This is a genomic window from Clostridium sp. D5 (assembly GCF_000190355.1).
GTDB lineage: Bacteria > Bacillota > Clostridia > Lachnospirales > Lachnospiraceae > Faecalicatena > Faecalicatena fissicatena_A.
On sequence record NZ_GL870818.1, the window covers coordinates 112,831 to 137,385 of the forward strand.

General features: G+C 48.3%; 18 protein-coding genes. 14 read left to right on the forward strand and 4 right to left on the reverse strand.

Features of this window, described 5'->3' with window-relative positions:
- The first annotated feature begins 6 nt into the window (after positions 1-6).
- The 6 genes from hisA (at position 7) to HMPREF0240_RS19000 (ending at position 8,434) form a co-directional block, all read left to right on the forward strand.
- Complete coding sequence (gene hisA, locus HMPREF0240_RS18975; protein WP_009005035.1) at positions 7-774, forward strand: phosphoribosylformimino-5-aminoimidazole carboxamide ribotide isomerase; 768 nt, start codon at positions 7-9, stop codon at positions 772-774.
- A gap of 97 nt (positions 775-871) precedes the next feature.
- On the forward strand, positions 872-3,442 hold the full coding sequence (secA, locus tag HMPREF0240_RS18980; RefSeq protein ID WP_009005036.1) for a preprotein translocase subunit SecA: 2,571 nt from the start codon (positions 872-874) through the stop codon (positions 3,440-3,442).
- 143 nt (positions 3,443-3,585) lie between these two features.
- Positions 3,586-4,687 (forward strand): peptide chain release factor 2 gene (gene prfB / locus HMPREF0240_RS18985; protein WP_148486387.1). Its coding sequence is split into 2 segments (ribosomal slippage): positions 3,586-3,660 and positions 3,662-4,687, totalling 1,101 coding nucleotides; the frame shifts between segments, so codons are not numbered across the junction.
- Between the two features lie 50 nt (positions 4,688-4,737).
- Positions 4,738-5,955, forward strand: coding sequence for a homoserine dehydrogenase (locus tag HMPREF0240_RS18990; protein WP_009005039.1), 1,218 nt, complete (start codon positions 4,738-4,740; stop codon positions 5,953-5,955).
- Positions 5,956-5,988: 33 nt separating this feature from the next.
- Complete coding sequence (locus HMPREF0240_RS18995; RefSeq protein WP_009005040.1) at positions 5,989-7,194, forward strand: cofactor-independent phosphoglycerate mutase; 1,206 nt, start codon at positions 5,989-5,991, stop codon at positions 7,192-7,194.
- Positions 7,195-7,225: 31 nt separating this feature from the next.
- Positions 7,226-8,434, forward strand: a complete 1,209-nt coding sequence (locus tag HMPREF0240_RS19000) for an aspartate kinase (protein ID WP_009005041.1) — start codon at positions 7,226-7,228, stop codon at positions 8,432-8,434.
- Between the two features lie 972 nt (positions 8,435-9,406).
- On the opposite strand, the gene HMPREF0240_RS19010 is transcribed toward HMPREF0240_RS19000, so the two are convergent.
- Positions 9,407-9,799: a helix-turn-helix transcriptional regulator gene (locus tag HMPREF0240_RS19010; RefSeq protein WP_009005044.1), complete on the reverse strand. Its 393-nt coding sequence runs from the start codon at positions 9,797-9,799 to the stop codon at positions 9,407-9,409.
- Positions 9,800-9,920: 121 nt separating this feature from the next.
- Positions 9,921-10,367 (reverse strand): CYTH domain-containing protein, encoded by a 447-nt coding sequence (locus tag HMPREF0240_RS19015; protein ID WP_009005045.1) that lies wholly within the window; start codon positions 10,365-10,367, stop codon positions 9,921-9,923.
- A 139-nt stretch (positions 10,368-10,506) separates the two neighbouring features.
- On the opposite strand from HMPREF0240_RS19015, the gene HMPREF0240_RS19020 reads away from it, so the two are divergent.
- The 7 genes from HMPREF0240_RS19020 (at position 10,507) to ytvI (ending at position 18,642) form a co-directional block, all read left to right on the forward strand.
- The gene (locus HMPREF0240_RS19020) at positions 10,507-11,055 is read left to right on the forward strand and encodes a DJ-1 family glyoxalase III (RefSeq protein ID WP_148486382.1); all 549 of its coding nucleotides are present in this window, start codon (positions 10,507-10,509) and stop codon (positions 11,053-11,055) included.
- Between the two features lie 184 nt (positions 11,056-11,239).
- Positions 11,240-12,526, forward strand: a complete 1,287-nt coding sequence (tig, locus tag HMPREF0240_RS19025; protein ID WP_009005047.1) for a trigger factor — start codon at positions 11,240-11,242, stop codon at positions 12,524-12,526.
- Between the two features lie 92 nt (positions 12,527-12,618).
- On the forward strand, positions 12,619-13,200 hold the full coding sequence (gene clpP / locus HMPREF0240_RS19030; protein WP_009005048.1) for an ATP-dependent Clp endopeptidase proteolytic subunit ClpP: 582 nt from the start codon (positions 12,619-12,621) through the stop codon (positions 13,198-13,200).
- A gap of 24 nt (positions 13,201-13,224) precedes the next feature.
- On the forward strand, positions 13,225-14,496 hold the full coding sequence (clpX, locus tag HMPREF0240_RS19035; RefSeq protein ID WP_009005049.1) for an ATP-dependent Clp protease ATP-binding subunit ClpX: 1,272 nt from the start codon (positions 13,225-13,227) through the stop codon (positions 14,494-14,496).
- 69 nt (positions 14,497-14,565) lie between these two features.
- Positions 14,566-16,917, forward strand: a complete 2,352-nt coding sequence (lon, locus tag HMPREF0240_RS19040; RefSeq protein ID WP_009005050.1) for an endopeptidase La — start codon at positions 14,566-14,568, stop codon at positions 16,915-16,917.
- Between the two features lies 1 nt (position 16,918).
- Positions 16,919-17,521, forward strand: a complete 603-nt coding sequence (gene yihA, locus HMPREF0240_RS19045; protein ID WP_009005051.1) for a ribosome biogenesis GTP-binding protein YihA/YsxC — start codon at positions 16,919-16,921, stop codon at positions 17,519-17,521.
- 2 nt (positions 17,522-17,523) lie between these two features.
- Positions 17,524-18,642 (forward strand): sporulation integral membrane protein YtvI, encoded by a 1,119-nt coding sequence (gene ytvI, locus HMPREF0240_RS19050; RefSeq protein ID WP_009005052.1) that lies wholly within the window; start codon positions 17,524-17,526, stop codon positions 18,640-18,642.
- A gap of 303 nt (positions 18,643-18,945) precedes the next feature.
- On the opposite strand, the gene HMPREF0240_RS19055 is transcribed toward ytvI, so the two are convergent.
- Positions 18,946-20,304 carry an MATE family efflux transporter gene (locus HMPREF0240_RS19055; protein WP_009005053.1) on the reverse strand — a complete coding sequence of 453 codons (1,359 nt, stop codon included), beginning with the start codon at positions 20,302-20,304 and terminating at the stop codon, positions 18,946-18,948.
- 200 nt (positions 20,305-20,504) lie between these two features.
- On the opposite strand from HMPREF0240_RS19055, the gene HMPREF0240_RS19060 reads away from it, so the two are divergent.
- Positions 20,505-20,831, forward strand: a complete 327-nt coding sequence (locus HMPREF0240_RS19060) for a hypothetical protein (protein WP_009005054.1) — start codon at positions 20,505-20,507, stop codon at positions 20,829-20,831.
- A gap of 838 nt (positions 20,832-21,669) precedes the next feature.
- Here HMPREF0240_RS19060 and uvrA read toward each other — a convergent pair.
- The gene (uvrA, locus tag HMPREF0240_RS19065; RefSeq protein ID WP_009005055.1) at positions 21,670-24,516 is read right to left on the reverse strand and encodes an excinuclease ABC subunit UvrA; all 2,847 of its coding nucleotides are present in this window, start codon (positions 24,514-24,516) and stop codon (positions 21,670-21,672) included.
- Positions 24,517-24,555: the final 39 nt, after the last annotated feature.

The following is a 24,555-nucleotide window of genomic DNA, read 5'->3' on the forward strand; positions in this document are numbered from 1 at the left end:
AATAAGATGAAATTCAGACCATGTATTGACATCCATAACGGAAAGGTAAAACAGATTGTAGGTGGAAGCCTGAGGGATCAGGGGGACCAGGCGGTTACCAATTTTTCTTCGGAGCTGGACGCCGCATGGTATGCACAGCTCTATAAGCGGGACAGCCTGAAGGGCGGTCATATCATCCTCCTGAATCCTGCAGCTTCGGAATATTATGAAGCAACAAAAAAACAGGCGCTGCGCGCCCTTGCTGCGTATCCCCAAGGGATGCAGATCGGCGGAGGGATTCATGCGGAAAATGCTGCAGAATACCTGGAAGCGGGGGCCAGCCATGTGATTGTAACGTCCTATGTCTTTCAGGACGGCGTGTTCCATCTGGAGAATCTCAAACGTCTGTTGTCCGCTGTCGGAAAGGAACATATCGTACTGGATCTGAGCTGCAGAAAAAAAGACGGGGCTTATTATATTGTGACAAACCGCTGGCAGACTTTTACGGATGTGTGCCTTACACCGAAGGTTCTGGATGAACTGTCTGCATACTGTGATGAAATTCTTGTGCACGGCGTAGATGTGGAAGGCAGATCTTCCGGCGTGGAGACGGAGCTTGTCCGCATGCTCGGAGGATGGAATAAAATCCCCGTTACTTATGCAGGCGGGATCGGCAGTATGGAGGATCTGGAGAGCTTTGCAGCCGTGAGCAAAAAGAAACTGGACTTCACGATCGGCAGTGCTCTGGATTTGTTCGGCGGAAATATTCCTTATGAGATTATTGCAAAGCTGTAAAGGAATTATTAACAAGTAATGAACTTGTTGAATTCGCTGGAAGATAGTGTTAGAATGGAGCGTAGAGTAAAATTAGACAAGGAGTAAACTACAGATTATGGGTTTTATAGAGAAGATTTTCGGATCACACAGCGAAAATGAATTAAAACGTATTTACCCAATTGTGGACCGGATAGATGCGTTGGAACCAGAGTTTCAGGCACTCTCCGATGCAGAGTTAAAAGACAAGACAAGAGAGTTTAAAAGACGCCTGGCGGATGGCGAAACCCTGGATGACATCCTTCCGGAGGCTTATGCAACTGTCAGAGAAGCTGCAAAGAGAAGCCTTGGCATGCGTCATTACCGCGTCCAGCTCATCGGCGGAATTATCCTCCATCAGGGACGTATCTCGGAGATGAAGACCGGTGAAGGTAAGACCCTGGTTTCTACACTTCCTGCATATCTGAACGCGCTGGAAGGAAAAGGCGTGCAGATCGTAACAGTCAATGACTATCTTGCAAAGCGTGATGCCGAATGGATGGGAAAGGTTCATGAGTTTCTTGGACTGACAGTAGGTGTAGTCCTGAATTCCATGGATAATGACGAACGCCGTGCTGCATACAACTGTGATATCACATATGTCACCAACAACGAGCTTGGCTTTGATTATCTGAGGGATAATATGGTCATTTATAAGGAACAGCTGGTACAGAGAGGGCTGAACTACGCCATCATCGATGAGGTCGACTCCGTTTTGATTGATGAGGCCAGAACGCCTCTGATTATTTCCGGTCAGAGCGATAAGTCCACGAAGCTGTACGAGGCCTGTGACATTCTTGCGCGTCAGCTGGAACGGGGCGAAGCCAGCGGTGAGTTCTCCAAGATGAACGCCATTATGGGGGAAGATATCGAGGAGACAGGCGACTTCATTGTCAATGAAAAGGAAAAAGCGGTCAATCTGACCGAAGACGGTGTGAAGAAAGTAGAGAAGTTCTTCCACATCGAGAACCTGGCAGATGCCGATAACCTGGAGATCCAGCATAATATCATTCTGGCGCTGCGCGCGCATAACCTGATGTTCCGCGACCAGGATTATGTAGTGACCGGAGAGGGCGAGGTTATGATCGTCGATGAGTTCACAGGACGTATCATGCCGGGACGCCGTTACTCAGACGGTCTGCATCAGGCAATTGAAGCAAAAGAGCATGTAAAGGTAAGGCGTGAGAGCAAGACACTTGCAACCATCACATTCCAGAACCTGTTCAACAAGTATGAGAAAAAGAGCGGTATGACAGGTACTGCACTCACCGAGGAAAAAGAGTTCCGTGACATTTACGGTATGGACGTTATTGAGATTCCGACCAATGAGCCGGTACAGAGAGTGGATCTGGAAGACGCAGTATATAAGACTGAAAAAGAGAAGTTCAAAGCGGTTGTGGAAGAAGTGAAGAAGGCTCACGCAACCGGTCAGCCGGTACTGGTTGGTACCATTACCATTGAGATTTCCGAACTTTTAAGCAAGATGCTGAAAAAGGAAGGCATCCCGCATAAAGTCCTGAATGCAAAATATCATGAACTGGAGGCTGAGATCGTAGCAGACGCGGGTGTACACGGAGCGGTAACGATCGCTACGAACATGGCCGGCCGTGGTACGGATATTAAGCTGGATGATGAATCGAAAGCAGCGGGAGGACTGAAGATCATCGGTACAGAGCGTCATGAGTCCAGGCGAATCGACAATCAGCTGCGCGGACGTTCCGGACGTCAGGGAGACCCGGGTGAATCCCGCTTCTATATTTCTCTGGAAGACGACCTGATGCGTCTGTTCGGTTCCGAAAAGCTGATGAGCGTTTTCAGCACCCTTGGAGTAGAAGACGGAGAACAGATCGAGCACAAGATGCTTTCAAGTGCAATTGAGAAGGCGCAGAAGAAGATCGAGAGCAACAACTTTGGTATTCGTAAGAATCTGCTGGAATACGACCAGGTTATGAACGAGCAGAGAGAGATTATTTACACCGAAAGACGCCGCGTACTGGACGGGGAAAGCATGCGGGATACCATTTACAGCATGATCACAGAATACGTGGAGAATACGGTGGACCGTTTCGTGTCCCCGGAAGTAGAGGCAGAGGAATGGGACCTTACGGGACTGGATGTGACACTGCATGCAGTGATTCCGCAGCTTTCGTTACCTCCGGTTAAAGAAGCACAGGAGATGCAGCAGAAAGAACTGAAGCACCTTCTGAAAGAGCGCGCTGTAAAAGCCTACGAGGCAAAAGAGGCAGAATTCCCGGAAGCAGAGCATCTGCGTGAAGTAGAGCGTGTCGTTATGCTGAAGGTTATTGACGGTCGGTGGATGGATCATATTGATGATATGGACCAGCTCCGCCAGGGAATCGGACTTCAGGCATACGGACAGAGAGATCCGCTTGTTGAGTATAAGATGATGGGATATGACATGTTCGGAGAGATGACTAACGCCATCGCCGAGACAACCATCCGCACTCTTTTCCACATCCGCATAGAGCAGAAAGTGGAGAGAGAGCAGGTTGCAAAAGTAACCAGCACCAACAAGGATGAGAGCGCAGCACGCGCACCTAAGAAACGGGAAGAAAAGAAGATCTATCCAAATGATCCATGCCCGTGCGGAAGCGGCAAGAAATATAAACAGTGCTGCGGAAGAAAATAGAAAGAAAATAATGTGACAGTTCAGACATATCTGCACTATTACAAAATAATAACAATCAAACAAAAAGTACAGAATAACCACTGTACGGCATATGAGAATCTGTCATGGCAGATTCTCATTTAAATGAGAAAGAGGTGAATAAGGTGGTTTTGTTAGACGAATTAAAAACAAGACTGATTGCATACGAAGAACCGCTGAAAGATCTGAGGGATTCACTTTGACTTAGCGTCAAAGAAAGAGCGGATTGAAGAGTTAGAAAGAAAGATAGAAGAACCAGGTTTCTGGGATGAGCCGGAAAAATCCAGGCATACAATGCAGCATCTGAAGGCGCTTCAGGAGTCTGTCAAGCAGATTGAACAGCTGTACGCAGACCATGAAGACATCGGGCTTCTCATTGAAATGAGTGAGGAGGAACCGGATGATGAGACCATAGGCGGAATCGAGGAAGAACTGGACCGGTTTGAAGAAGAATTTGAAGAGCTGAGGATCCAGACACTTCTGACAGGTGAATACGACAGCAGCAGTGCAATCGTTACACTGCACGCCGGAGCCGGCGGGACAGAGTCCTGTGACTGGGCAAATATGCTGTACCGGATGTACAGCCGCTGGGCAGAGAAAAAGGGATTTTCACTGGAAGTGCTGGATTATCTGGACGGTGATGTGGCCGGGATAAAGGGTGTGACCTTTGAAGTAGAGGGAGAGAATGCATACGGATATCTGCGTTCCGAGAAGGGCGTGCACCGTCTGGTCAGAATCTCTCCGTTTAATGCTGCCGGAAAACGCCAGACATCATTCGCATCCTGCGATGTCATTCCGGACATTGAAGATAATATTGATATCGAGATCAATGAAGAAGAACTGCGTATTGACACGTACCGTTCCGGCGGCGCAGGGGGACAGCATGTCAACAAGACTTCCTCCGCGGTGCGTATTACACATTTGCCGACCGGGATTGTAGTTCAGTGCCAGAACGAGCGTTCACAGCATATGAACAAAGATAAGGCAATGCAGATGCTCAAGGCAAAGCTGTATCTGCTGAAGCAGCAGGAACAGGCAGATAAAGTGTCGGGTATCCGGGGTGAGGTGAAAGAGATCGGATTTGGCAGCCAGATCAGGTCTTATGTCATGCAGCCTTACACACTGGTGAAAGACCATCGTACAAATATGGAGATCAGTAATGTGAACGGAGTCATGGATGGGAATCTGGATCCGTTTATCAACGCATATCTGAGCATGAAGCCATAGAGATAGGAGAAAAAAGGAAAAGGGAAGGAAAAGGAAAAAGGAAGGATAAAATGGTAAATATAGCGGTAATGGGATACGGTACAGTAGGTTCAGGAGTCGTAGAGGTCATTCGTACGAACGGTAAGCGGATCAATCAAAGGGTCGGAGATGAGATCAACATAAAATATGTTCTCGACCTCAGGGAATTTCCCGGCGACCCGATTCAGGAAATACTGGTACATGACTTTGACGTGATTGTAAATGATCCTGACGTGCAGATCGTAGTAGAAGTAATGGGTGGGATCGAACCCGCATATACTTTTGTCAAGCGCTGCCTGCAGGCTGGAAAAAGCGTAGCTACTTCAAACAAGGCTCTGGTTGCAAAACATGGTGCAGAGCTGTTGTCCATTGCAAGGGACAACAATATCAACTTCCTGTTTGAAGCGAGTGTTGGAGGCGGTATCCCGATTATACGTCCTTTGAATTCATCCATGACAGCAGATGAGATAGAAGAGATTACTGGTATTCTTAACGGAACAACGAACTACATGATGAGTAAAATGTTCTATGAAGGGGCCGACTATGATGAGGTCCTGAAAGAAGCCCAGGCAAAAGGGTATGCCGAGCGCAACCCGGAGGCTGATGTGGAAGGCTACGATGCCTGCAGGAAAATTGCAATCCTGTCCTCCCTGATTTCAGGGCAGCAGGTAGATTTTGAAGACATATATACCGAAGGAATTACAAATATTACAAAAGAGGATATGATGTATGCCAAGGCACTTGGCATGACAATCAAGCTGCTTGCCTCCAGCAAAAGGGACGGCGATAACCTGCATGCTATCGTTGCGCCTTACATGCTGCACAAGGAACATCCTCTCTATAATGTGAATGACGTATTCAATGCTATTTTCGTCCACGGCAACGTACTCGGTGACGCCATGTTCTACGGAAGCGGGGCCGGAAAACTGCCAACCGCCAGCGCGGTCGTTTCCGATGTAGTGGATGAGGCGAAACATCTGAACAGAAATATCATGACCATGTGGAACAGTGAAAAGTTAAACCTGCAGCCGATTGCAGCAACAAGCAAGAGATATTTCGTGAGAATCCAGGGAGATGCCGACGCAATGAAGGCACATCTGGAGAGCAAGTTCGGGCCAATTGAGATCGTTAAGGCGGATGGCCTGGAAAATGAATTCGGTTTTGTCACAGGCGTGATGACAGAAGGCGCTTATGAGGAAAATGCGAAAGAATTTCCGAGCATCCTGCATATGATACGTGTAGAGGGCTGAGAGAAAGACCTGTAAATGGACTGGAGGCATAACATGAAATATATAATAGCACTGTGTGACGGAATGGCAGATGAACCGCTGGAGGAGCTGGGCGGGAGAACGCCGCTTCAGGCCGCGAAGACTCCGAACACAGATAAACTGGCACCTATATCAGAGATCGGCATGGTCCGTACCGTGCCGCTGGGAATGGCACCCGGGAGCGATACGGCGAATCTGTCCGTGATTGGATATGACCCAAGGGAATACTATACCGGGAGGTCTCCGCTGGAGGCCCTTAGCATTGGCGTAGATATGGAACCGGCGGACGTTGCTTTCCGCTGCAATATTGTAACATTGACGGAAGAACAGGAAAACTATGAAGACAGAGTCATTGTGGATCACAGTTCCGATGAAATCAGCACGGAGGATGCTGCGGTTCTTATAAAAGCGCTGAAGGAAGGGCTGGAGCGGGAAGGATATGAGTTCTATGTGGGAACCAGCTACAGACACCTTCTGATACAGAAAGAGGGCAGAGTCGTGGATCTGACAGCCCCCCATGATATCCTGACAAGGAGAATCGGGGAGTACCTGCCGGCAGATCCTGTGCTGCGGGAAATGATGGAAAAGAGCTATGACATTCTGTCTGTCCATCCGCTGAACCTGGAGAGAAAGAGTCAGGGTAAGAACCCGGCTAATTCCGCCTGGTTCTGGGGCGCAGGCACCAGACCTGCTCTGACTTCCTTTGAAGAGAAATTTGGGAAGAAAGGCGCCATGATCTCTGCTGTGGATCTGCTGAAGGGCATTGCGGTAGGAGCCGGGATGCACAATATCACGGTGGAAGGTGCCAACGGCGGATTACATACCAATTATGCCGGAAAAGCGAAGGCAGCTGTGGAAGCTCTGACACAGGAAGGGTATGATTTTGCTTACATTCATGTGGAGGCTCCGGATGAGATGGGGCATCAGGGCAGTTTTGAAAATAAAATCACGGCCATTGAAAGAATCGATGCTCATATCATCGGGCCGGTGGCAGAGATGTTGGAGGAAGCCGGGGAAGATTTCCGTATGCTGATCCTTCCGGATCATCCGACCCCGGTCAGAGTGCGCACACATACAGGGAATCCTGTGCCGTACCTGCTCTATGACAGCAGAAGCGCAGTGCAGGGCATGCCCTCCTATGACGAGGATAGCGCACGCGCCAGCGGAATAACAGAGGAAGTGGGACACACATTGATCTCCCATCTTTTTGAGCAGAAATAACGCACAGCCGGTCAGAAACCAGGAGGACAACATGCTGATAGTTAAGAAATTTGGGGGAAGTTCAGTAGCGGACAGGGAGTGCATTTTCCGCGTGGCTGAGCGCTGTATCGAAGAATACAGAAAAGGAAATGACGTCATAGTTGTATTGTCTGCAATGGGCGACACAACGGATGAACTGATAGAAAAGGCGAAGTTAATCACTGCGGAGCCGTCCAAAAGAGAGATGGATATGCTGCTGACCACAGGAGAACAGGTCTCGGCCTCTCTTCTGGCCATGGCCGTCAATTCACTGGGAGTGCCGGCGGTTTCTCTGAACGCATTTCAGGTGAGAATGCACTGTACATCCACGTATGGCAATGCCAGATTTAAGAGGGTAGAATCCGAGCGCATACGCCACGAGCTGGACTCCAGAAAAATCGTAGTTGTCACAGGTTTTCAGGGCATTAACAAATACGAGGATTATGCGACACTTGGAAGAGGCGGTTCGGATACCACGGCTGTAGCTATAGCCGCTGCCCTTCACGCGGATGCCTGCGAGATCTATACGGATGTGGACGGCGTATACACGGCCGATCCCCGGATTGTGCCGAATGCAAGGAAGCTGGATGCCATCAGTTATGACGAAATGCTGGAGCTTGCATCACTGGGTGCGAGAGTGCTCCACAACCGTTCAGTGGAGATGGCTAAAAAATACGGAGTACAGCTGGTTGTTCGTTCCAGTCTGAACAGAAAAGAAGGAACGGTAGTCAAGGAGGTCGTGAAAATGGAAAAAATGTTAATCAGCGGAGTTGCTTCCGATAAAAATACATCCAGAGTTTCAGTGATTGGAGTAGACGACAAGCCCGGCGTGGCATTTAAAATATTCAATACGCTGGCAAAGAAAGGGATCAATGTGGATATCATCCTGCAGTCCGTAGGGCGCGCCGGCACAAAAGACATCTCTTTCACCGTTGCCCAGGACGATCTGGATGAGGCACTCAAGATTCTGAGCGACAATAAAGAGGAACTGACGATCCAGGAAATCGACCACAAAGACAACGTGGCCAAAATCTCCATCGTCGGGGCAGGCATGATGAGCAATCCGGGTGTGGCGGCAAAAATGTTCGAGGCGCTGTTCAATGCGGGTGTGAATATCCACATGATCTCCACATCGGAAGTGCGGATCACGGTGCTGATCGAAGAAAACGACGTAGAAAGAGCCATGATAGCAGTACACGACAGATTCGGACTGGCGGATTAAAGTCTGAGGGGACGCTTTCCTGTCCTGGAAGAAGTCCGGCCCGTGTGTGTGTACAGCGGGAGGACGGATGAGGACGGAGGGCGTGTCTGCCGTTTTTACCGACTTTCTTACCAGCAGTAAGAAGAAAAGCAGAGAATTGCAGGGAATCATAGACATTCACCGCCTAAGCCTGATGCTTAGGCGGCTCAGGTCTATTTGAAAATTGGCCGGTAAGCCAATTTTCATCCCTGCAATTCTCTGCTTTTCTTCTAACTGCTGGTAGGCGCACTCTATGCCTGTAAAAACGGCAGACACGCCCTCCGTCCTCATCCATCCTCCCGCTGTACACACACACGGGCCGGACTTCTTCCAGGACAGGAAAGCTGGGTGCATCAGAGGGGAGCTGCGGATGGTGTTCTGGGGGCGCCAACTGGGGGAACAGGACGGGAGTGAAATTGTGGGACTGAGATGGCTGGGGAGGATATCAGTGATAAGTAGTCTATAACAAGAGGGGCGGGATTTAAATGGCTTGGAATTCAAATCTAATATGAAGGCAAGTATGGATGCTTTAAAGCGGCAGATTTTGTTGGTTATACACTTACTTATGTATACAGTTACCGTAGGCATCCGGTACGCGCAGCCGCATACCATCCGCTGCTCCCGTCAGAAATCCCTCCTGGGAATTGCTGTATACCGATTTGTCGAACCCAGCCGGAGGAGATGGGAATATGGCCTGGCAGTGGGCATTTAGGCGGCGGTTAGCGCCCCTTCATCAAAAAGAGCATTGAAATATGGACCGCCGGCAGGGCTTCAGGCCCTGACGGCGAGCTGATCTTAGTGTGAATGCATCGGCATTCACGCGAATGTCAGCGGTGTCCAATATTTCAATGCTCTTTTTGATTTAGGGGCGCTTACCGCCGCCGGCCGCCCACAGCCAGGCCATATTCCCATCTCCTCCGGCGTCCGCATACCCGCTATACCCCCCTCCCCATTTCACTCTTCTTCTGGGGATTGGGGGATGAGTAGTTTATTTATAACGATTCGAACTTCGTCTTTTGCTGTTCGATAACCTTTTAGTATGCTTACTTCTTCTGCTGTCAGGTATATTGTGTCTGCGCTCAGGAGTTCTACTCCGGACTGGTATGGTCCTTTTTGTTCACGAATTGTACCGTCCGGACTGAATGGCTGGTTGATGAGCTGATCCAGTGTTATGTTATAAATCTGTGAAATTTTCAGGAGCAGATCTATGTCAGGCGTTCTTTTGCCGGTTTCATAGTTTGAATATGCCTGGCGTGAGATGTTCAGCATTTTTGCAAGCTCTTTCTGGGTCATATGACGGGCTTTTCTATAACGAGCTAAGTTTGCAACCAGTTGTATATTGGCCAATGCGGCACCTCCATTCACAGGGTAATAAAATCTTCATAAATTATAACAATTTTCCCTGTAAATAGATATCATTGCCACAAAACGTATATTATGACAAAAAAGCAACAAAAAGTTGCCTGTTTTATTTGCTCAGTGTACTGTTGTGGTACCGGGAGGAGAAGGTGACGTCTTCGCCGAACCAGGAAGGGGGCTGGAAGGCGGAAGCGGTATCTTCATCAGGAAATTCCACTTCAGCCAGAATCAGAGGGGCCAGATCGCTGTGAAAGAGATCCAGTTCGATCGTAAGCCCGCTGTCCAGCGGCAGCATGTAGCGTGTTTTGGTAATCAGCCGCCCGTCGATTTTGGATTTCAGGTGGGTGTAGGATTCTGCCGTCAGTGGGAGGTTGTATTCCTCGCGTACCATAAGTCCTTTTGATTTATATGTGAGTACATATTCTTCATTGTCCCTGCGGATACGCACCACAGGTTCCGTACAGAGATAGCCCTGTTCAATCTGCCGGCTTGGATAATCTTCCAGGCGGCAGGGGATGTTGTTTTTATCGATCAGATATTTGCGTTCTATTTCCATAAAAGCTCCTTTTTCCTTTTTTATTATCATAATACTGCGTGTAAAAATTGTAAACCGTTGCATTTCCAGACTTCATTTGTTAAACTGATCTTATGCATAAATGCGGACAGTAAAGTGCAATTTAAAGGAGGAATCAGTAGTGAAGCATGTGAAAGTATTTCTTGCGGATGGTTTTGAAGAAATTGAAGGGCTTACGGCTGTAGATCTGCTCAGAAGGGCGGGAGTCGGCGTAGATATGGTATCTGTAACCGGGAGGCTTGGTATCAGCGGCTCACACGGTATCAGAGTGGAGGCGGATGTTCTGTTTGAAGAGGCAGACTACGATGAGGCGGATATGCTGGTACTTCCGGGGGGAATGCCGGGAACAGTGCATCTGCAGGAACATCAGGGATTAAAAGAGCTGCTGGAAGACTTTTACAGCAGAGAAAAATATATTGCGGCAATCTGTGCCGCACCGAGTATCCTGGGTGGGCTTGGCTTTCTGAAGGGGCGCAGGGCATGTTCCTATCCCTCTAAAGAAAATGAACTGACCGGTGCGGAAGTAGTGCGGACTCCTGTGGCAGTGGACGGAAACATCATAACAAGCCGGGGAATGGGTACGGCAATTCCATTTTCGCTGGAATTGATTTCCATTCTGTGCGGTGCGGAAAAGTCGGATGCAGTCAGAGAGTCAATTATATTTGAATAAAAATGGTCCAAAAGGCTTAAAACACCCGGAAAATAAGGAATAACGAGTAAAAAGTACTGGAATTTTTCTGATGAATGTGCTATACTCCTTTAATGACTGTGAATGTATATTATCGGGTGCAGAACCGCCTGACTGATACAAAACTGCATGACGAATGGTACGAATCAAGGAGGAAGATAAAAAAATGAGTTTACAGGTAGAAAATTTAGAACATAATATGGCGAAACTTACAATCGAAGTTCCGGCAGAGGAAGTGGAGAAGGCTCTCCAGGCAGCATACTTAAAACAGCGCAAGCAGATCAATATGCCTGGTTTCCGTAAAGGGAAAGTGCCGAGACAGATGATTGAAAAGATGTACGGACCGGAAGTGTTCTATGATGATGCAGCAAACAAGATGGTTCCGGAGGCATATGGCAAGGCATTTGATGAGTGTGAACTGGAGCTTGTTTCACCGCCGGAGATTGATGTTGTACAGCTGGAAAAGGGCAAGCCGTTTATCTTTACAGCAGAAGTTGCAGTAAGACCGGAAGTTAAACTTGGTGAATATAAAGGATTAAAGGTAGATAAAATATCTACAAGAGTTACCGCAAAAGAGGTTGACGAAGAGATCGACAAAGAGCGTGAGCGCAATGCGAGAACAATTGATGTAACAGACCGTGCAGTTGAAGACAACGATCAGATCGTACTGGACTTCGAGGGATTTGTGGACGGAGTTGCATTTGCAGGCGGTAAGGGCTCAGATTACCCGCTGGTAATCGGTTCTGGATCTTTCATTCCAGGATTCGAAGAGCAGCTGGTCGGCGCAGAGATTGGAAAAGAGATGGAAGTCAATGTGACCTTCCCTGAAGAATACCAGTCAGAAGAACTTGCCGGAAAAGATGCAGTATTTAAATGTACTGTACATTCTATTAAAGCAAAAGAACTTCCTGAACTGGATGATGAGTTTGCTTCTGAGGTATCTGAGTGTGAGACACTGGAAGACTATAAGGCAGAAGTAAAGAAGAACATCAAAGAGCGCAAAGAGCGTGAAGGCAAAGAGAAGAAAGAGAATCAGGTGATAGATCTGGCTGCAGAGAATGCCGAGATAGATATTCCGGAAGCTATGATCAAGATGAAGATCAGAGAGATGGCAGGGGAACTGGAGCAGCGTATCCAGCAGCAGGGTCTGACGATTGAGCAGTACTTCCAGTTTACAGGAATGACGGAAGAGAAGATGCTTGAAGAGTTAAGACCGCAGGCAGAGAAGCGCATCAGAACAAAACTGGTTCTGGAAGAGATCGTGAAGGCTGAGAATATCGAGACAACGGAAGAGCGTCTGACAGAAGAACTGCAGAAGATGGCAGAGGCATATGAGATGGAGATTGATAAGCTGAGAGGTTTCATGGGAGAGAATGAAAAGAAGCAGATGGAAGAAGGCCTTGCAGTTCAGGAAGCAATCAAACTGCTGGTAGATTCGGCTGTCGAGGAGTAATTTGAGAGGGTTTAAAGCTGAGGGGAGATAACCCGGTGGTTTGCCCGGTACTTCCCGGGCAGTTTGTATTCAGAATTATAGGAGGGAAATCAATGAGTTTAGTACCTTACGTCATTGAGCAGACGAGCCGTGGAGAACGCTCCTACGACATTTATTCAAGATTATTAAAAGAAAGAATCATTTTCCTTGGAGAAGAAGTAAATGATGTGTCGGCAAGTGTAATTGTTGCACAGCTTCTCTTTCTGGAAGCAGACGATCCTGATAAGGACATCCAGCTGTATATTAACAGCCCGGGCGGTTCCGTGACATCAGGACTGGCAATCTATGATACCATGCAGTACATCAAATGTGATGTGTCAACCGTATGTATCGGAATGGCGGCAAGTATGGGAGCATTCCTGCTTTCCGGCGGCAAGAAAGGCAAGCGTTTCGCGCTTCCCAATGCCGAGATTATGATTCATCAGCCTTCAGGCGGGGCACAGGGACAGGCGACAGAGATTCATATTGTAGCAGAACATATCCTGAAGATACGTCATAAATTGAACCAGATCCTGGCAGAGAACACTGGACAGAGTCTGGACGTTATCAAGGTTGATACAGAGAGAGATAACTATATGTCTGCCCTGGAAGCAAAGGAATATGGATTAATAGATGAAGTAATTGCCAGTCACTAATGGCAATATGAGGTGAAGAGCATTATGGCAGGAAAAGTAAGCGATGATACAGTGAGATGTTCTTTCTGCAATAAGACTCAGGCACAGGTACGCAAGCTGATTGCAGGCCCGAACGGGGCCTATATCTGTGATGAGTGTATCGATGTGTGTGCGGAGATCATTGAGGAAGAATTTGAATATGACGAAAGAAGAGTGTTTGAGGACATCAATCTGCTGACACCGGAGGAGATAAAGGCTTTTCTGGATGAATATGTAATCGGACAGGATGAAGCAAAGAAGGTTCTTTCAGTAGCTGTATATAATCATTACAAGCGGATTATGGCAGAGCAGGACTTAGGGGTTGAACTGCAAAAGAGTAATATATTGATGCTGGGACCAACCGGATGCGGTAAAACGCTGCTTGCTCAGACGCTGGCGAGGATATTGAATGTACCTTTTGCTATTGCAGATGCGACAGCATTGACAGAGGCAGGTTATGTAGGTGAGGATGTTGAGAATATCCTTCTGAAGGTGATTCAGGCTGCGGATGGAGACATTGAGCGCGCAGAGCACGGTATCATCTATATTGACGAGATAGATAAGATTACAAGAAAATCAGAGAACCCGTCTATTACCCGTGATGTATCCGGTGAGGGAGTGCAGCAGGCGCTTTTGAAGATTATCGAGGGAACAGTTGCATCTGTTCCTCCTCAGGGAGGCAGAAAGCATCCTCATCAGGAACTGATTCAGATCGATACGACGAACATTCTGTTTATCTGCGGCGGAGCTTTTGAGGGAATCGACAAGATGATTGAGACTCGTCTTGACAAGAAATCCATCGGTTTCAATGCAGAGATAGCATCCAAGCATGAAGAGAATGTCGATGTGCTGCTGCATCAGGTACTGCCGCAGGATCTGGTAAAGTACGGTCTTATTCCGGAGCTTGTAGGGCGTCTGCCGGTTACAGTTTCACTGGATATGCTGGATAAAGAAGCTTTGATCAGAATATTGACGGAGCCTAAGAGCGCTATTGTTAAGCAGTATCAGAAGCTGCTGGAGTTAGATGGAGTGAGGCTGGAATTTGATAAGGAAGCTCTTTATGCGATAGCAGAGACATCTCTGGCAAGGAAGACAGGAGCCAGAGGCCTGAGGGCAATCATGGAAGATATTATGATGGACACCATGTTTAAGGTGCCGTCTGATGATACGATTAAAGCATGTCGTATCACGAAAGAAGCGGTGAAAGGAACGGGAATCCCATTGTATGAATGCGATGGTGAAGAACGCAGATCGTTCCTGGCATCAGAGAGTGCATAAGAAAAACGGGCGGGTGCAGTGGAATACCATGTATCCGCCTTTTCTTGGCATTGTGGTGGAGGAGAGAATATGAAAAGTGAAAAGCAGAGCCTTCCTATGGTCGCGCTGCGCGGCATGACAATCATGCCGGAGATGGTGGTACATTTTGATGTCAGCCGCCAGCGCTCTATAGCGGCTATCCAGGAGGCAATGGTAGAAGACCAGAAGATTTTCATGATAACACAAAAAGATCTGGAGACAGAGAATCCAAAGCAGGAGGATCTGTATGAAGTAGGAACTGTAGGGATAATCAAGCAGATTATCAAGCTGCCAAAGCATATTCTGCGGGTACTGGTTTCCGGGGAAACAAGGGGCGTGCTTCAGAAGATAGAATACGAGGATCCCTATCTGCGCGCGGATGTGGAGGTTATGGATGAGTCCGATGTGCTTATCCGGAATGATCTAAACGAACAGGCAATGGAACGCGGTCTCAAAGACATGTTTGTGGACTTTGCGGCAAAGAGCGGGAAGATGTCTAAAGAATCAGTGGCCCAGGTTCTGGAAATAAAGGGACTGAAAAAGCTGGTGGACGAGATTGCGGCAAATACTCCGCTGTTTTATACAGACCTGCAGGAAATCCTTAATGAAACGGATTTTTGGAAGCGATATGAGGCACTGGCCTTTAAACTGGTGAATGAAATACAGATCATGAACCTCAAAGAAGAAATCCAGCTGAAAGTGAAGGAGAGGGTGGATAAACACCAGAGAGAATATATTCTCCGTGAGCAGTTAAAACTAATCCGTGAGGAACTGGGAGATGATACAACTCTTACAGATGCGGAAGAGTTCGAAAAGGCCGCAAAAGCGTTGAAGGCCCCCAAAGAAATAAAAGAGAAACTGGAGAAGGAAATCAACCGTTTTAAAAGCTCCCTGAATAGTCCGGCGGAGAGCGGTGTGATTCGGACTTATATCGAGACGCTGCTGGAAATGCCGTGGAATAAGGCTGTAAAGGACAGCAACGACATCGAATTTGCCCGGAAAGTGCTGGACGAGGATCATTATGGGCTGGAACAGGTGAAGGAAAGAGTGCTGGAATTTCTCGCTGTGCGTTCTCTGACCAAAAAGGGCGAAAGTCCGATTCTGTGTCTTGTGGGACCGCCGGGAACCGGCAAGACGTCTATTGCCAAATCTCTGGCAAGGGCATTGAAGAAGCCTTATGTAAGAATATCGCTGGGCGGTGTGAGAGATGAGGCAGAGATCAGGGGACACAGAAAGACATATGTGGGCGCCATGCCGGGCAGAATAGCAAACGCGATGAAAACTGCAGGCGCAAGAAACCCGGTGATGCTTCTTGATGAGATAGACAAGGTGAGTACAGATTACAAGGGGGATACTTTTTCTGCCCTTCTGGAAGTATTGGACAGCGAACAGAACAGCAAATTCCGGGATCATTATCTGGAGGTGCCGCTGGATCTGTCGGAGGTACTGTTTATTACGACGGCAAATACGCTGCAGACTATACCAAGGCCGCTTCTGGACCGCATGGAAGTAATCGAAGTGAGCAGCTATACGGAGAATGAGAAACTCCACATTGCCATAGAACATTTGATTCCAAAACAGCTGGAGAAACATGGTTTGAAAGAAGAACAGCTGGTTTTTAGCAAGCACGCGATCTGGAAGATGGCGCGCAACTACACGAAGGAAGCGGGTGTCCGGCAGCTGGAGAGGAAGATTGGAAATATCTGCAGAAAGGCTGCAAAGGAAATACTGACGACAAAAAAGGATAAGATTACGATATCTGAGAAGAATATCCATAAATATCTTGGAAAAGAAAAATATACGTATCAGATGGTCAATGCTTCTGATGAGGTGGGGATCGTACGCGGTCTGGCGTGGACAAGCGTGGGCGGCGACACCCTTCAGATTGAAGTGAATGTAATGCCGGGAAATGGAGAAATTATGCTTACAGGGCAGCTGGGCGATGTGATGAAAGAGTCTGCAAGAACGGGGATCAGTTATATCCGTTCCGTCAGCAGGCAGTATCAGATTGCGGAGAATTTCTTTGAAAAGCATGACATCCATGTCCATATACCGGAAGGTGCGGTGCCAAAAGACGGTCCTTCAGCGGGCATTACCATGGCAACGGCCATGCTTTCGGCTATCACAGGCCAGAAGGTGCGGGCAGACCTGGCTATGACCGGTGAGGTGACACTTCGGGGGCGGGTTCTTCCAATCGGCGGTCTGAAGGAAAAGCTGCTTGCAGCAAAGAATGCCGGGATCAAGATGGTGCTTGTGCCGAAAGAAAACCAGATTGACGTGGAGGAGCTCTCCGCCGAGATCACAAAAGGTCTGGAAATCCTGCCCGTTGAAAGCATGGATGAGGTACTGAAGAAAGCTCTGATCGGTGAGACAAGCGGGGATCAGCCACAGACAGGAGAATAGTATGGTAATCAAAAATATTAACTTAGAGACAGTTTGCGGGATTACGAGCGTACTTCCGGACAATGATAAACCGGAGATTGCATTTGCCGGAAAATCAAATGTGGGAAAATCTTCCCTGATCAATGCGCTGATGAACCGGAAATCTTATGCGAGAATATCCGCCACCCCGGGGAAAACACAGACGATTAATTTTTATAATATTAACGAAGAAATGTATCTGGTGGATCTTCCGGGTTACGGATATGCAAAAGTATCGGAGAAGGAAAAGGTACAGTGGGGAAAGCTGATCGAACGTTATCTGAACGGCTCTGCCCGGCTGAAAGCAATTTTTCTTCTGATCGATATCCGGCACGAGCCTTCGGCAAATGATAAGATGATGTACAGCTGGATTGTTGGGCAGGGATTTCAGCCCATTATTATCGCTACCAAGATGGATAAAATAAAGAGAAGCCAGATTCAGAAGCATGTGAAAATGGTGAGAGAGGGGCTGGATCTGGTTCCGGGTACGAAGATTATTCCCTTTTCCTCAGCTACAAAGCAGGGCAGAGATGAGATATGGGAACTCATAGAAAGCGAGTATTTAGACAGAGCAGAGGTGGAATAAATATGGAAAACAGACGGCCATACTGGCAGGTGGCTGTAAGCCTTATTTTCAGTATTGCGGCGACAGCAGCTTTTGTATTTATCGGGATAAAGTCAATCGGATTTTTTATGCCGTTTGTTATTGGATGGATTATATCGGCAATTGCCACGCCTGTGGTGAACTGGCTGGAGAAAAGGCTGAAGATTGTTAAAAAACTGGGATCTGCACTGATCGTTATTGTGGTGCTGGCGCTGATTGTACTGCTGCTGTATTTTGCCATCAGTAAAGTGTCTGCCGAGATCGGTGATCTGGTTAAAAATTTCCCGGAACTGTATGCCCAGCTGGAAGAGGGCCTGCGGGAGATCGGGAGCACCCTGTCCGGAGTATTCTCGAAGCTGCCGGAGGGAATACAGAATGGCTGGAATGCAGTCGTGGCGAATCTGGATCAGTACATGGGTGAACTGGTAACAAAGCTCAGCCAGCCAACGGTGACCGCTGCAGGGAATTTTGCGAAGAGTCTGCCCTCCTATCTGATTGCTTTTATAGTGGCAATGATGTCGGCCTACTTTTTTACCGTTCAGAGAGAAGAAGTGATCCAGTGGCTGAAAAAGGTTTCACCGCCGTCAGTGGAAAAAAGGATGAGTCTGGTTATGGACAACCTGAAATACGCGGTAGGCGGTTATTTCAAGGCACAGTTTAAGATCATGGGAATTGTATTTCTTATCCTGTTTGCCGGGCTGGCGATGTTTGGCGTCCATTATGCCATCCTGATTGCATTTTTAATTGCTTTTCTGGACTTCCTGCCTTTCTTTGGGACGGGGACAGCCATGATACCCTGGGCGCTTTACAAGCTTCTCACAGGGGATTACAAGATGACTGCAGCGCTGCTTGTTATTTATGCAATCACTCAGCTGGTGCGGCAGCTTCTGCAGCCCAAACTGGTTGGTGACAGCATGGGGTTGAATCCGCTGGTGACACTGCTTCTGCTCTATATAGGATACAAGGTGAGCAGCGTGCTCGGTTTGATCCTGGCGGTGCCGATCGGGATGGTATTGATCAATATGTGCCAGGCGGGGGCATTTGATTATATACTTGATGATATAAAAATACTCGTAGAGGGAATACTTGGGCTGCGGGAGTGAAGGGGGAGGTCCGCCTGACGGCAGTTTTGGTATAAGACGCGGGGATGTAAGTGCATGCTGGTTTTCGGGGCTTTCCACTCGCTAAGCGCATCTAAAGAGAAAACGGCCGGATTTTATGGAACATGAAGGATTCACTGCGCTGTCTGATGACAGCACAGCTCAGCCTTCAATGATATTTGATTTTGTGAATCAAATATCATCCATAAAATCCGGCCGTTTTCTCTTTAGATCCGCTTAGCTTATTCTTTGCATTCCGGTTCATTGGTTATACGGTGTCTGCCATCTGGCTACTGCGTTAAATGGCTATTTTAAGTATTTTTTCTGTGCAATAGTGTACATATAGAACAGCAGCCAGGCGGGCAGTATTATGCCTTTGAGGACGCTTGAGATGCTGATGCTCCACCAGATACCATTCAGTTTCAGGGCGGTAGCGGACAGGGTGATTGCCAGGGGGATGCGAAGTGCGTTGAAGGCGATTCCGATGAGGGAAGGGGGCAGTGTTTTGCCCAGTCCCTGAAATGCACCGGCTGATGCGGTTTCTGTGCACATAAAGAGCTGGGAGAGGGCCAGAATCCGCAGATAATCTACGCCCATGGGGAGGATGTCTGCCTCCGGGATGAAGATGCGAAACAGGATTTCTGGAAAAAGGAGGAGGGCGAGAGTAGTAAAAAGGCCCCAGGTGCACATGATCTTGAGTGCAGTGAAGTAGCCTTTTCTTACACGGTCATTTTTACCTGCACCGTAATTCTGGGCAACAAACGCATTCACTGCACTTCCAAATCCCTCGGCAGTCATCCAGGATATGGATTCGATCTGGCTTCCTACTTTCTGGACCGCAACTGCGGCATCTCCCCAGCCGGCAATCAGCCTTGCAATCAGCATGGAAACTCCGGTAAAAAACAGATTCTGGACGGCAGCGGGAAGTCCTACGAGAAGGATATCCTTCATGCGGTCTATAGATGGCCGCTGCAAAATGTGAATATTCGAAAATATAAGAGTATCCTTCCGAATACGCAGTATATAGATTACAAAAACCATGACCTGAGCAAATACGGTGGCGATTGCGGCACCTTTTACGCCGTGGCGGGGCAGTGGTCCCGGTCCGAATATCAGAAGCGGATCCAGAACCAGATTGATGACCAGTCCGATGGTTGTAGACCAGAAGGTGACAATACTGTTACCCATTGCGGTCAGAAGACCGGTAAGTATCTGGTTCATGAAGTTAAATACAATTCCGCCGCAGGTGATCGCCAGATACCACCGGGCATCCAGAATAACTTCCGGGCTGTTGAGGCGGAAAAAGCCAATCAGTGGATTATTAAAAATTACGGATATCACGCCATAGAGAAGTCCAAATAACAGACCCATCTGAAGAGAAGCCGTGGCATACTCCACCGCTTTTTTCTCTTTTCCTGCTCCCAGTGACTGGGCAGTAAGTACCTGCCCTCCCATTCTTGCAAGCATGGTAAAGCCGGCAGAAAGCCAGATATACATGCCGGCAGCCCCTACGGCGGCCACAGCATTGCTGCTGATCCGTCCAATCCAGAGCATATCGGTCAGATTATAGGCCATCTGGATCAGTGAAGTTCCCATGATAGGCAGAGCCAGCCTGGCTAAAGACCCCGCAATGGGTCCGTTTAACAAATCAATTCCTTTTTTCATTATGTCAATTCCTCTTATATAGCAGATTTTTTCATATCTGTAATATTAAAACAGCCGTAATATTATACCATGGAATTCCATGATATAACAGGGGAAAGCCGGACATAGCTCCATTTTATTATGCAGTAAAGGAATTGACTTGTCTGACGCCGCAGGACTATAATAGCTGTAATACATATAAGAAAAATGGAGGCGTTGATATGACAAAAGTATTAATTCAGCCGGGTCCATGCGGACTTGACACACAAGTAGAAGCAATTTCAGAAGACGGGATGGAGGTACAGGTAAAGATAGCGTCAGGCTGTGAACCCATCAATAAGATGACGGAAGCATTAGGCGATACATGGGATGCCTACGATGTCTGTCTCGGCAAACCAGGAACCGGTCCTCTTTACGAGTATGCAGCAGAAAAACTGCCGGGGCATGCATCCTGCCCTGCCATTGCCGGAATTATAAAATGTATCGAAGTAGAATGCAAACTGGCACTCCCAAAAGATGCCTCAATCACCTTCATAAAGGAAGAGTAGGGCGCGAGGTTTTGAGTGAGTGGATGGGGGCCGCTGTCCGGAATCGCAGAAGTCCTCTTTGGGATGCTGCTTCGCGGTGTAACGGCCGCTAAATCAAAATGAAAGCCAGCATGATGGACACCGCCGACAAACACGGGAATGCCGATGCATTCCCGCTTGAGTCGGCTTATTCGCAGGACTGGAAGTCCTGCGAATAGTCCATATGCTGGCTTTCATTTTGATGTAGCGGCCGTAACACCGCAAAGACGCATCCCAAAGAGGACTTCTGCGATTCCGGACAGCTACGTGCATCCAGTCGGAAGAAAAGCTCTCTTGCCTCGGGAGGCTTCCGAGACGGGAGCAGCGGATGTGAGCCGGCAGCCAGGTATGATTGCCTCTCCTTAGAAATTAGCAGGAATCCTCCGCAAGCTCCAAATACGATATAACACTTCCCCTGCATAACCAAAACTACATATCCATCTCCATCCGCCTCTCCCGTCAGCAGTCCCCCTATAAGAGGAATTATAACCGCCTTGATGCGCCCAGCCTGTCATAAATGTGGGGCGGGATGCCGTCTGGAGAAAAGAGGAAGGGGTCTGGAAGTATAGAGCGCACGGTCTAGAAGTGCTTACGCAAAAGGAACTGTCCATGAGGGATGGGAAGTGATTTTCCAAAATCACTTCCCAGTAACAACTTAGACTAGAAAGCATCAGGCTTTCTAGTCGATTGTTGTTACGTGCCCTCATGGACAGTTCCTTTTGCGTTAGCACTTCTCCGTAAGCGGGTTACTTCCAGACCCCTTCCTCTTTTCTCCAGACGGCATCCCGCTCCACATTTATGACAGGCGTCCGCTTCCCCATTATCCCCTCTTAAGCACAGCATCAACGTATTTGCCTGTATAGGATTTGGGGTTCTTTGCGATTTCTTCCGGTGTTCCGGTTGCGACAATGGTTCCTCCCTTATCGCCCCCTTCAGGTCCGATATCGATGATATAATCGGCAGTTTTGATAACATCCAGATTGTGCTCAATTACGATGACGGTGTTGCCGTCGCCGGAGAGACGTCTGAGGATTTCGGTCAGTTTGTGCACATCGGCAAAATGAAGGCCTGTTGTCGGTTCATCCAGGATGTAGACGGTCTTTCCGGTGCTGCGTCTGCTCAGTTCTGAAGCGAGCTTGATTCTCTGGGCTTCTCCTCCGGATAATTCCGTGGATGGCTGTCCCAGACGGATGTAGGAGAGGCCTACATCGTTGAGTGTCTCCATTTTTCTGCGGATGCTTGGAACATGCTCGAAGAAGTGCAGCGCTTCCTCTACGGTCATGTTCAGGACGTCGTAAATCGTCTTTCCCTTGTATTTTACCTCCAGTGTCTCGCGGTTGTAGCGCTTGCCTCCGCAGACTTCACAGGGGACGTATACGTCCGGGAGGAAATGCATCTCTATCTTCAGGATACCGTCACCGCTGCAGGCCTCGCAGCGGCCGCCCTTTACGTTGAAGCTGAAGCGTCCCTTTTTATAGCCGCGTGCTTTGGCATCGGGAGTTGATGCAAACAGGTCCCTGATCAGATCGAACACTCCGGTATAAGTTGCCGGATTAGAACGCGGTGTACGTCCGATCGGAGACTGATCAATGTCGATGACTTTATCGACCTGATCTAATCCTTCGATCCGCTTGTGCTTTCCGGGAATTGTTCTGGCTCGGTTCAGTTCTTTTGCCAGTTTTTTATAGAGAATCTCGTTTACCAGGGAGCTTTTGCCGGATCCGGAAACCCCTGTCACGCATGTCATAATTCCAAGCGGGATATCCACGTCAATGTTTTTCAGATTGTTTTCCTGGGCACCGATAATTTTGAGATAACCGTTTGGCTCTTCTCTTTTTTCGGGCACCGGAATTTTAATCTTGCCGCTCAAATATGCCCCGGTGATGGAGTTCTTATTTTTCATGATTTCCTGCGCAGTTCCGACAGCGATTACTTCTCCGCCGTGCTCACCTGCGCCGGGGCCGATGTCTACAATACAGTCTGCAGCCAGCATGGTGTCCTCATCGTGTTCTACAACGATCAGAGTATTGCCCAGGTCGCGGAGATGCTTCAACGTGCCGAGCAGCTTATCATTATCCCGCTGATGCAGGCCGATACTGGGTTCATCCAGAATATAAGCAACGCCTACCAGACCGGAGCCGATCTGGGTTGCCAGACGGATTCTCTGGGCTTCCCCGCCGGAAAGAGAAGCGGTTGCCCGTGCAAGAGTCAGATAATTCAGGCCGACATCCATCAGGAACTGAATGCGGGCTTTGATTTCCTTCAGTATCTGCCCGCCGATCAGCATCTGCGTCTCGGTTAGCTGCAGCTCCTGCAGGAACTTCTGCAGCTTATTGATGGACAGAGCGGTGACGGCAGCGATATTCTGTCCGCCTACAGTCACGGCAAGGGCTCCTTTTTTCAAGCGCTGTCCCTTACATTCGGAGCAGGGCGTGATATTCATAAAGGACTCGTATTCGGCCTTCATGGTTTCGGAACCTGTCTCACGGTATCGGCGCTCTACATTTTTGAGAAGTCCTTCAAATGTAACATCATAGACGCCTTCTCCGCGCTGCCCTTTATAATATACCTTTATAGACTTTCCGTTTGTACCGTGGATTATAACATCATGTATTTTCTTTGGATACTTTTCAAATGGTGTATCCAGATCGAACTTGTATTCCTGGCACAGGGCATCCAGTATTGCTCTGGTAAAACTGGACTTGTCGGTGCAGGACTGCCAGCCGATAACCGTGATAGCGCCCTCACTGATGCTGAGTGACGGATCGGGTATGATCAGGTCTTCTGCAAATTCCATCTTATATCCCAGGCCGAAGCAGACAGGGCATGCACCGAATGGGTTGTTGAAGGAAAAGCTTCTCGGCTCAATCTCTTCAATACTGATCCCGCAGTCGGGGCAGGCAAAGCTTTGACTGAAATTCATGGCCTCACCGCCGATGATATCCACGGTGAGCAGGCCCTCTGCAAGACTCAGTACACTTTCCACGGAATCCGTCAGCCTCTTTTCAATGCCCGGTTTCACTACAAGGCGGTCCACAATGATTTCGATATTATGCTTGATATTTTTATCCAGGGTGATCTCCTCTGACAGTTCATAGAGATTTCCGTCTATGCGTACACGCACGTAGCCGCTCCTTTTCGCGCGCTCCAGGAGCTTGGCATGGGTTCCCTTGCGTCCCCTGACTACGGGGGCCATAAGCTGGATCTTAGTCCCTTCAGGCAGGCTCATCACCTGGTCCACCATCTGGTCTACCGTCTGTTTCATGATCTCTTTGCCACATTTCGGGCAGTGCGGAATTCCGATTCGGGCGTAGAGGAGACGGAAATAATCGTAAATCTCCGTTACGGTCCCGACAGTAGAACGGGGATTGTGGTTGGTTGATTTCTGGTCAATGGAAATCGCAGGAGAGAGCCCCTCGATGCTCTCCACGTTGGGCTTTTCCATCTGTCCGAGAAATTGTCTTGCGTAGGAGGACAGTGATTCCATATATCTGCGCTGACCTTCCGCATAAATCGTATCAAATGCGAGAGAGGACTTCCCGGAACCGCTGAGTCCGGTGAGCACAACAAGCTCGTTTCTGGGAATATCCAAATCTATATTTTTTAAGTTGTTTTCATTTGCGCCGCGTATCTTGATGTACTTTCTGGCGTCCATTTTTTTGCCCATGTTTTGTCCTTTCTGTTACTTCTTATCTGTTTGTCCTGA

Coding starts and splice junctions, on each gene's coding strand:
- hisA (WP_009005035.1), top strand. CDS start 7: ATGAAATTCAGACCATGTATTGACATCCATAACGGAAAGGTAAAACAG.
- secA (WP_009005036.1), top strand. CDS start 872: ATGGGTTTTATAGAGAAGATTTTCGGATCACACAGCGAAAATGAATTA.
- HMPREF0240_RS18990 (WP_009005039.1), top strand. CDS start 4,738: ATGGTAAATATAGCGGTAATGGGATACGGTACAGTAGGTTCAGGAGTC.
- HMPREF0240_RS18995 (WP_009005040.1), top strand. CDS start 5,989: ATGAAATATATAATAGCACTGTGTGACGGAATGGCAGATGAACCGCTG.
- HMPREF0240_RS19000 (WP_009005041.1), top strand. CDS start 7,226: ATGCTGATAGTTAAGAAATTTGGGGGAAGTTCAGTAGCGGACAGGGAG.
- HMPREF0240_RS19015 (WP_009005045.1), bottom strand. CDS start 10,367: ATGGAAATAGAACGCAAATATCTGATCGATAAAAACAACATCCCCTGC.
- tig (WP_009005047.1), top strand. CDS start 11,240: ATGAGTTTACAGGTAGAAAATTTAGAACATAATATGGCGAAACTTACA.
- clpP (WP_009005048.1), top strand. CDS start 12,619: ATGAGTTTAGTACCTTACGTCATTGAGCAGACGAGCCGTGGAGAACGC.
- clpX (WP_009005049.1), top strand. CDS start 13,225: ATGGCAGGAAAAGTAAGCGATGATACAGTGAGATGTTCTTTCTGCAAT.
- lon (WP_009005050.1), top strand. CDS start 14,566: ATGAAAAGTGAAAAGCAGAGCCTTCCTATGGTCGCGCTGCGCGGCATG.
- yihA (WP_009005051.1), top strand. CDS start 16,919: ATGGTAATCAAAAATATTAACTTAGAGACAGTTTGCGGGATTACGAGC.
- ytvI (WP_009005052.1), top strand. CDS start 17,524: ATGGAAAACAGACGGCCATACTGGCAGGTGGCTGTAAGCCTTATTTTC.
- HMPREF0240_RS19055 (WP_009005053.1), bottom strand. CDS start 20,304: ATGAAAAAAGGAATTGATTTGTTAAACGGACCCATTGCGGGGTCTTTA.
- HMPREF0240_RS19060 (WP_009005054.1), top strand. CDS start 20,505: ATGACAAAAGTATTAATTCAGCCGGGTCCATGCGGACTTGACACACAA.
- uvrA (WP_009005055.1), bottom strand. CDS start 24,516: ATGGGCAAAAAAATGGACGCCAGAAAGTACATCAAGATACGCGGCGCA.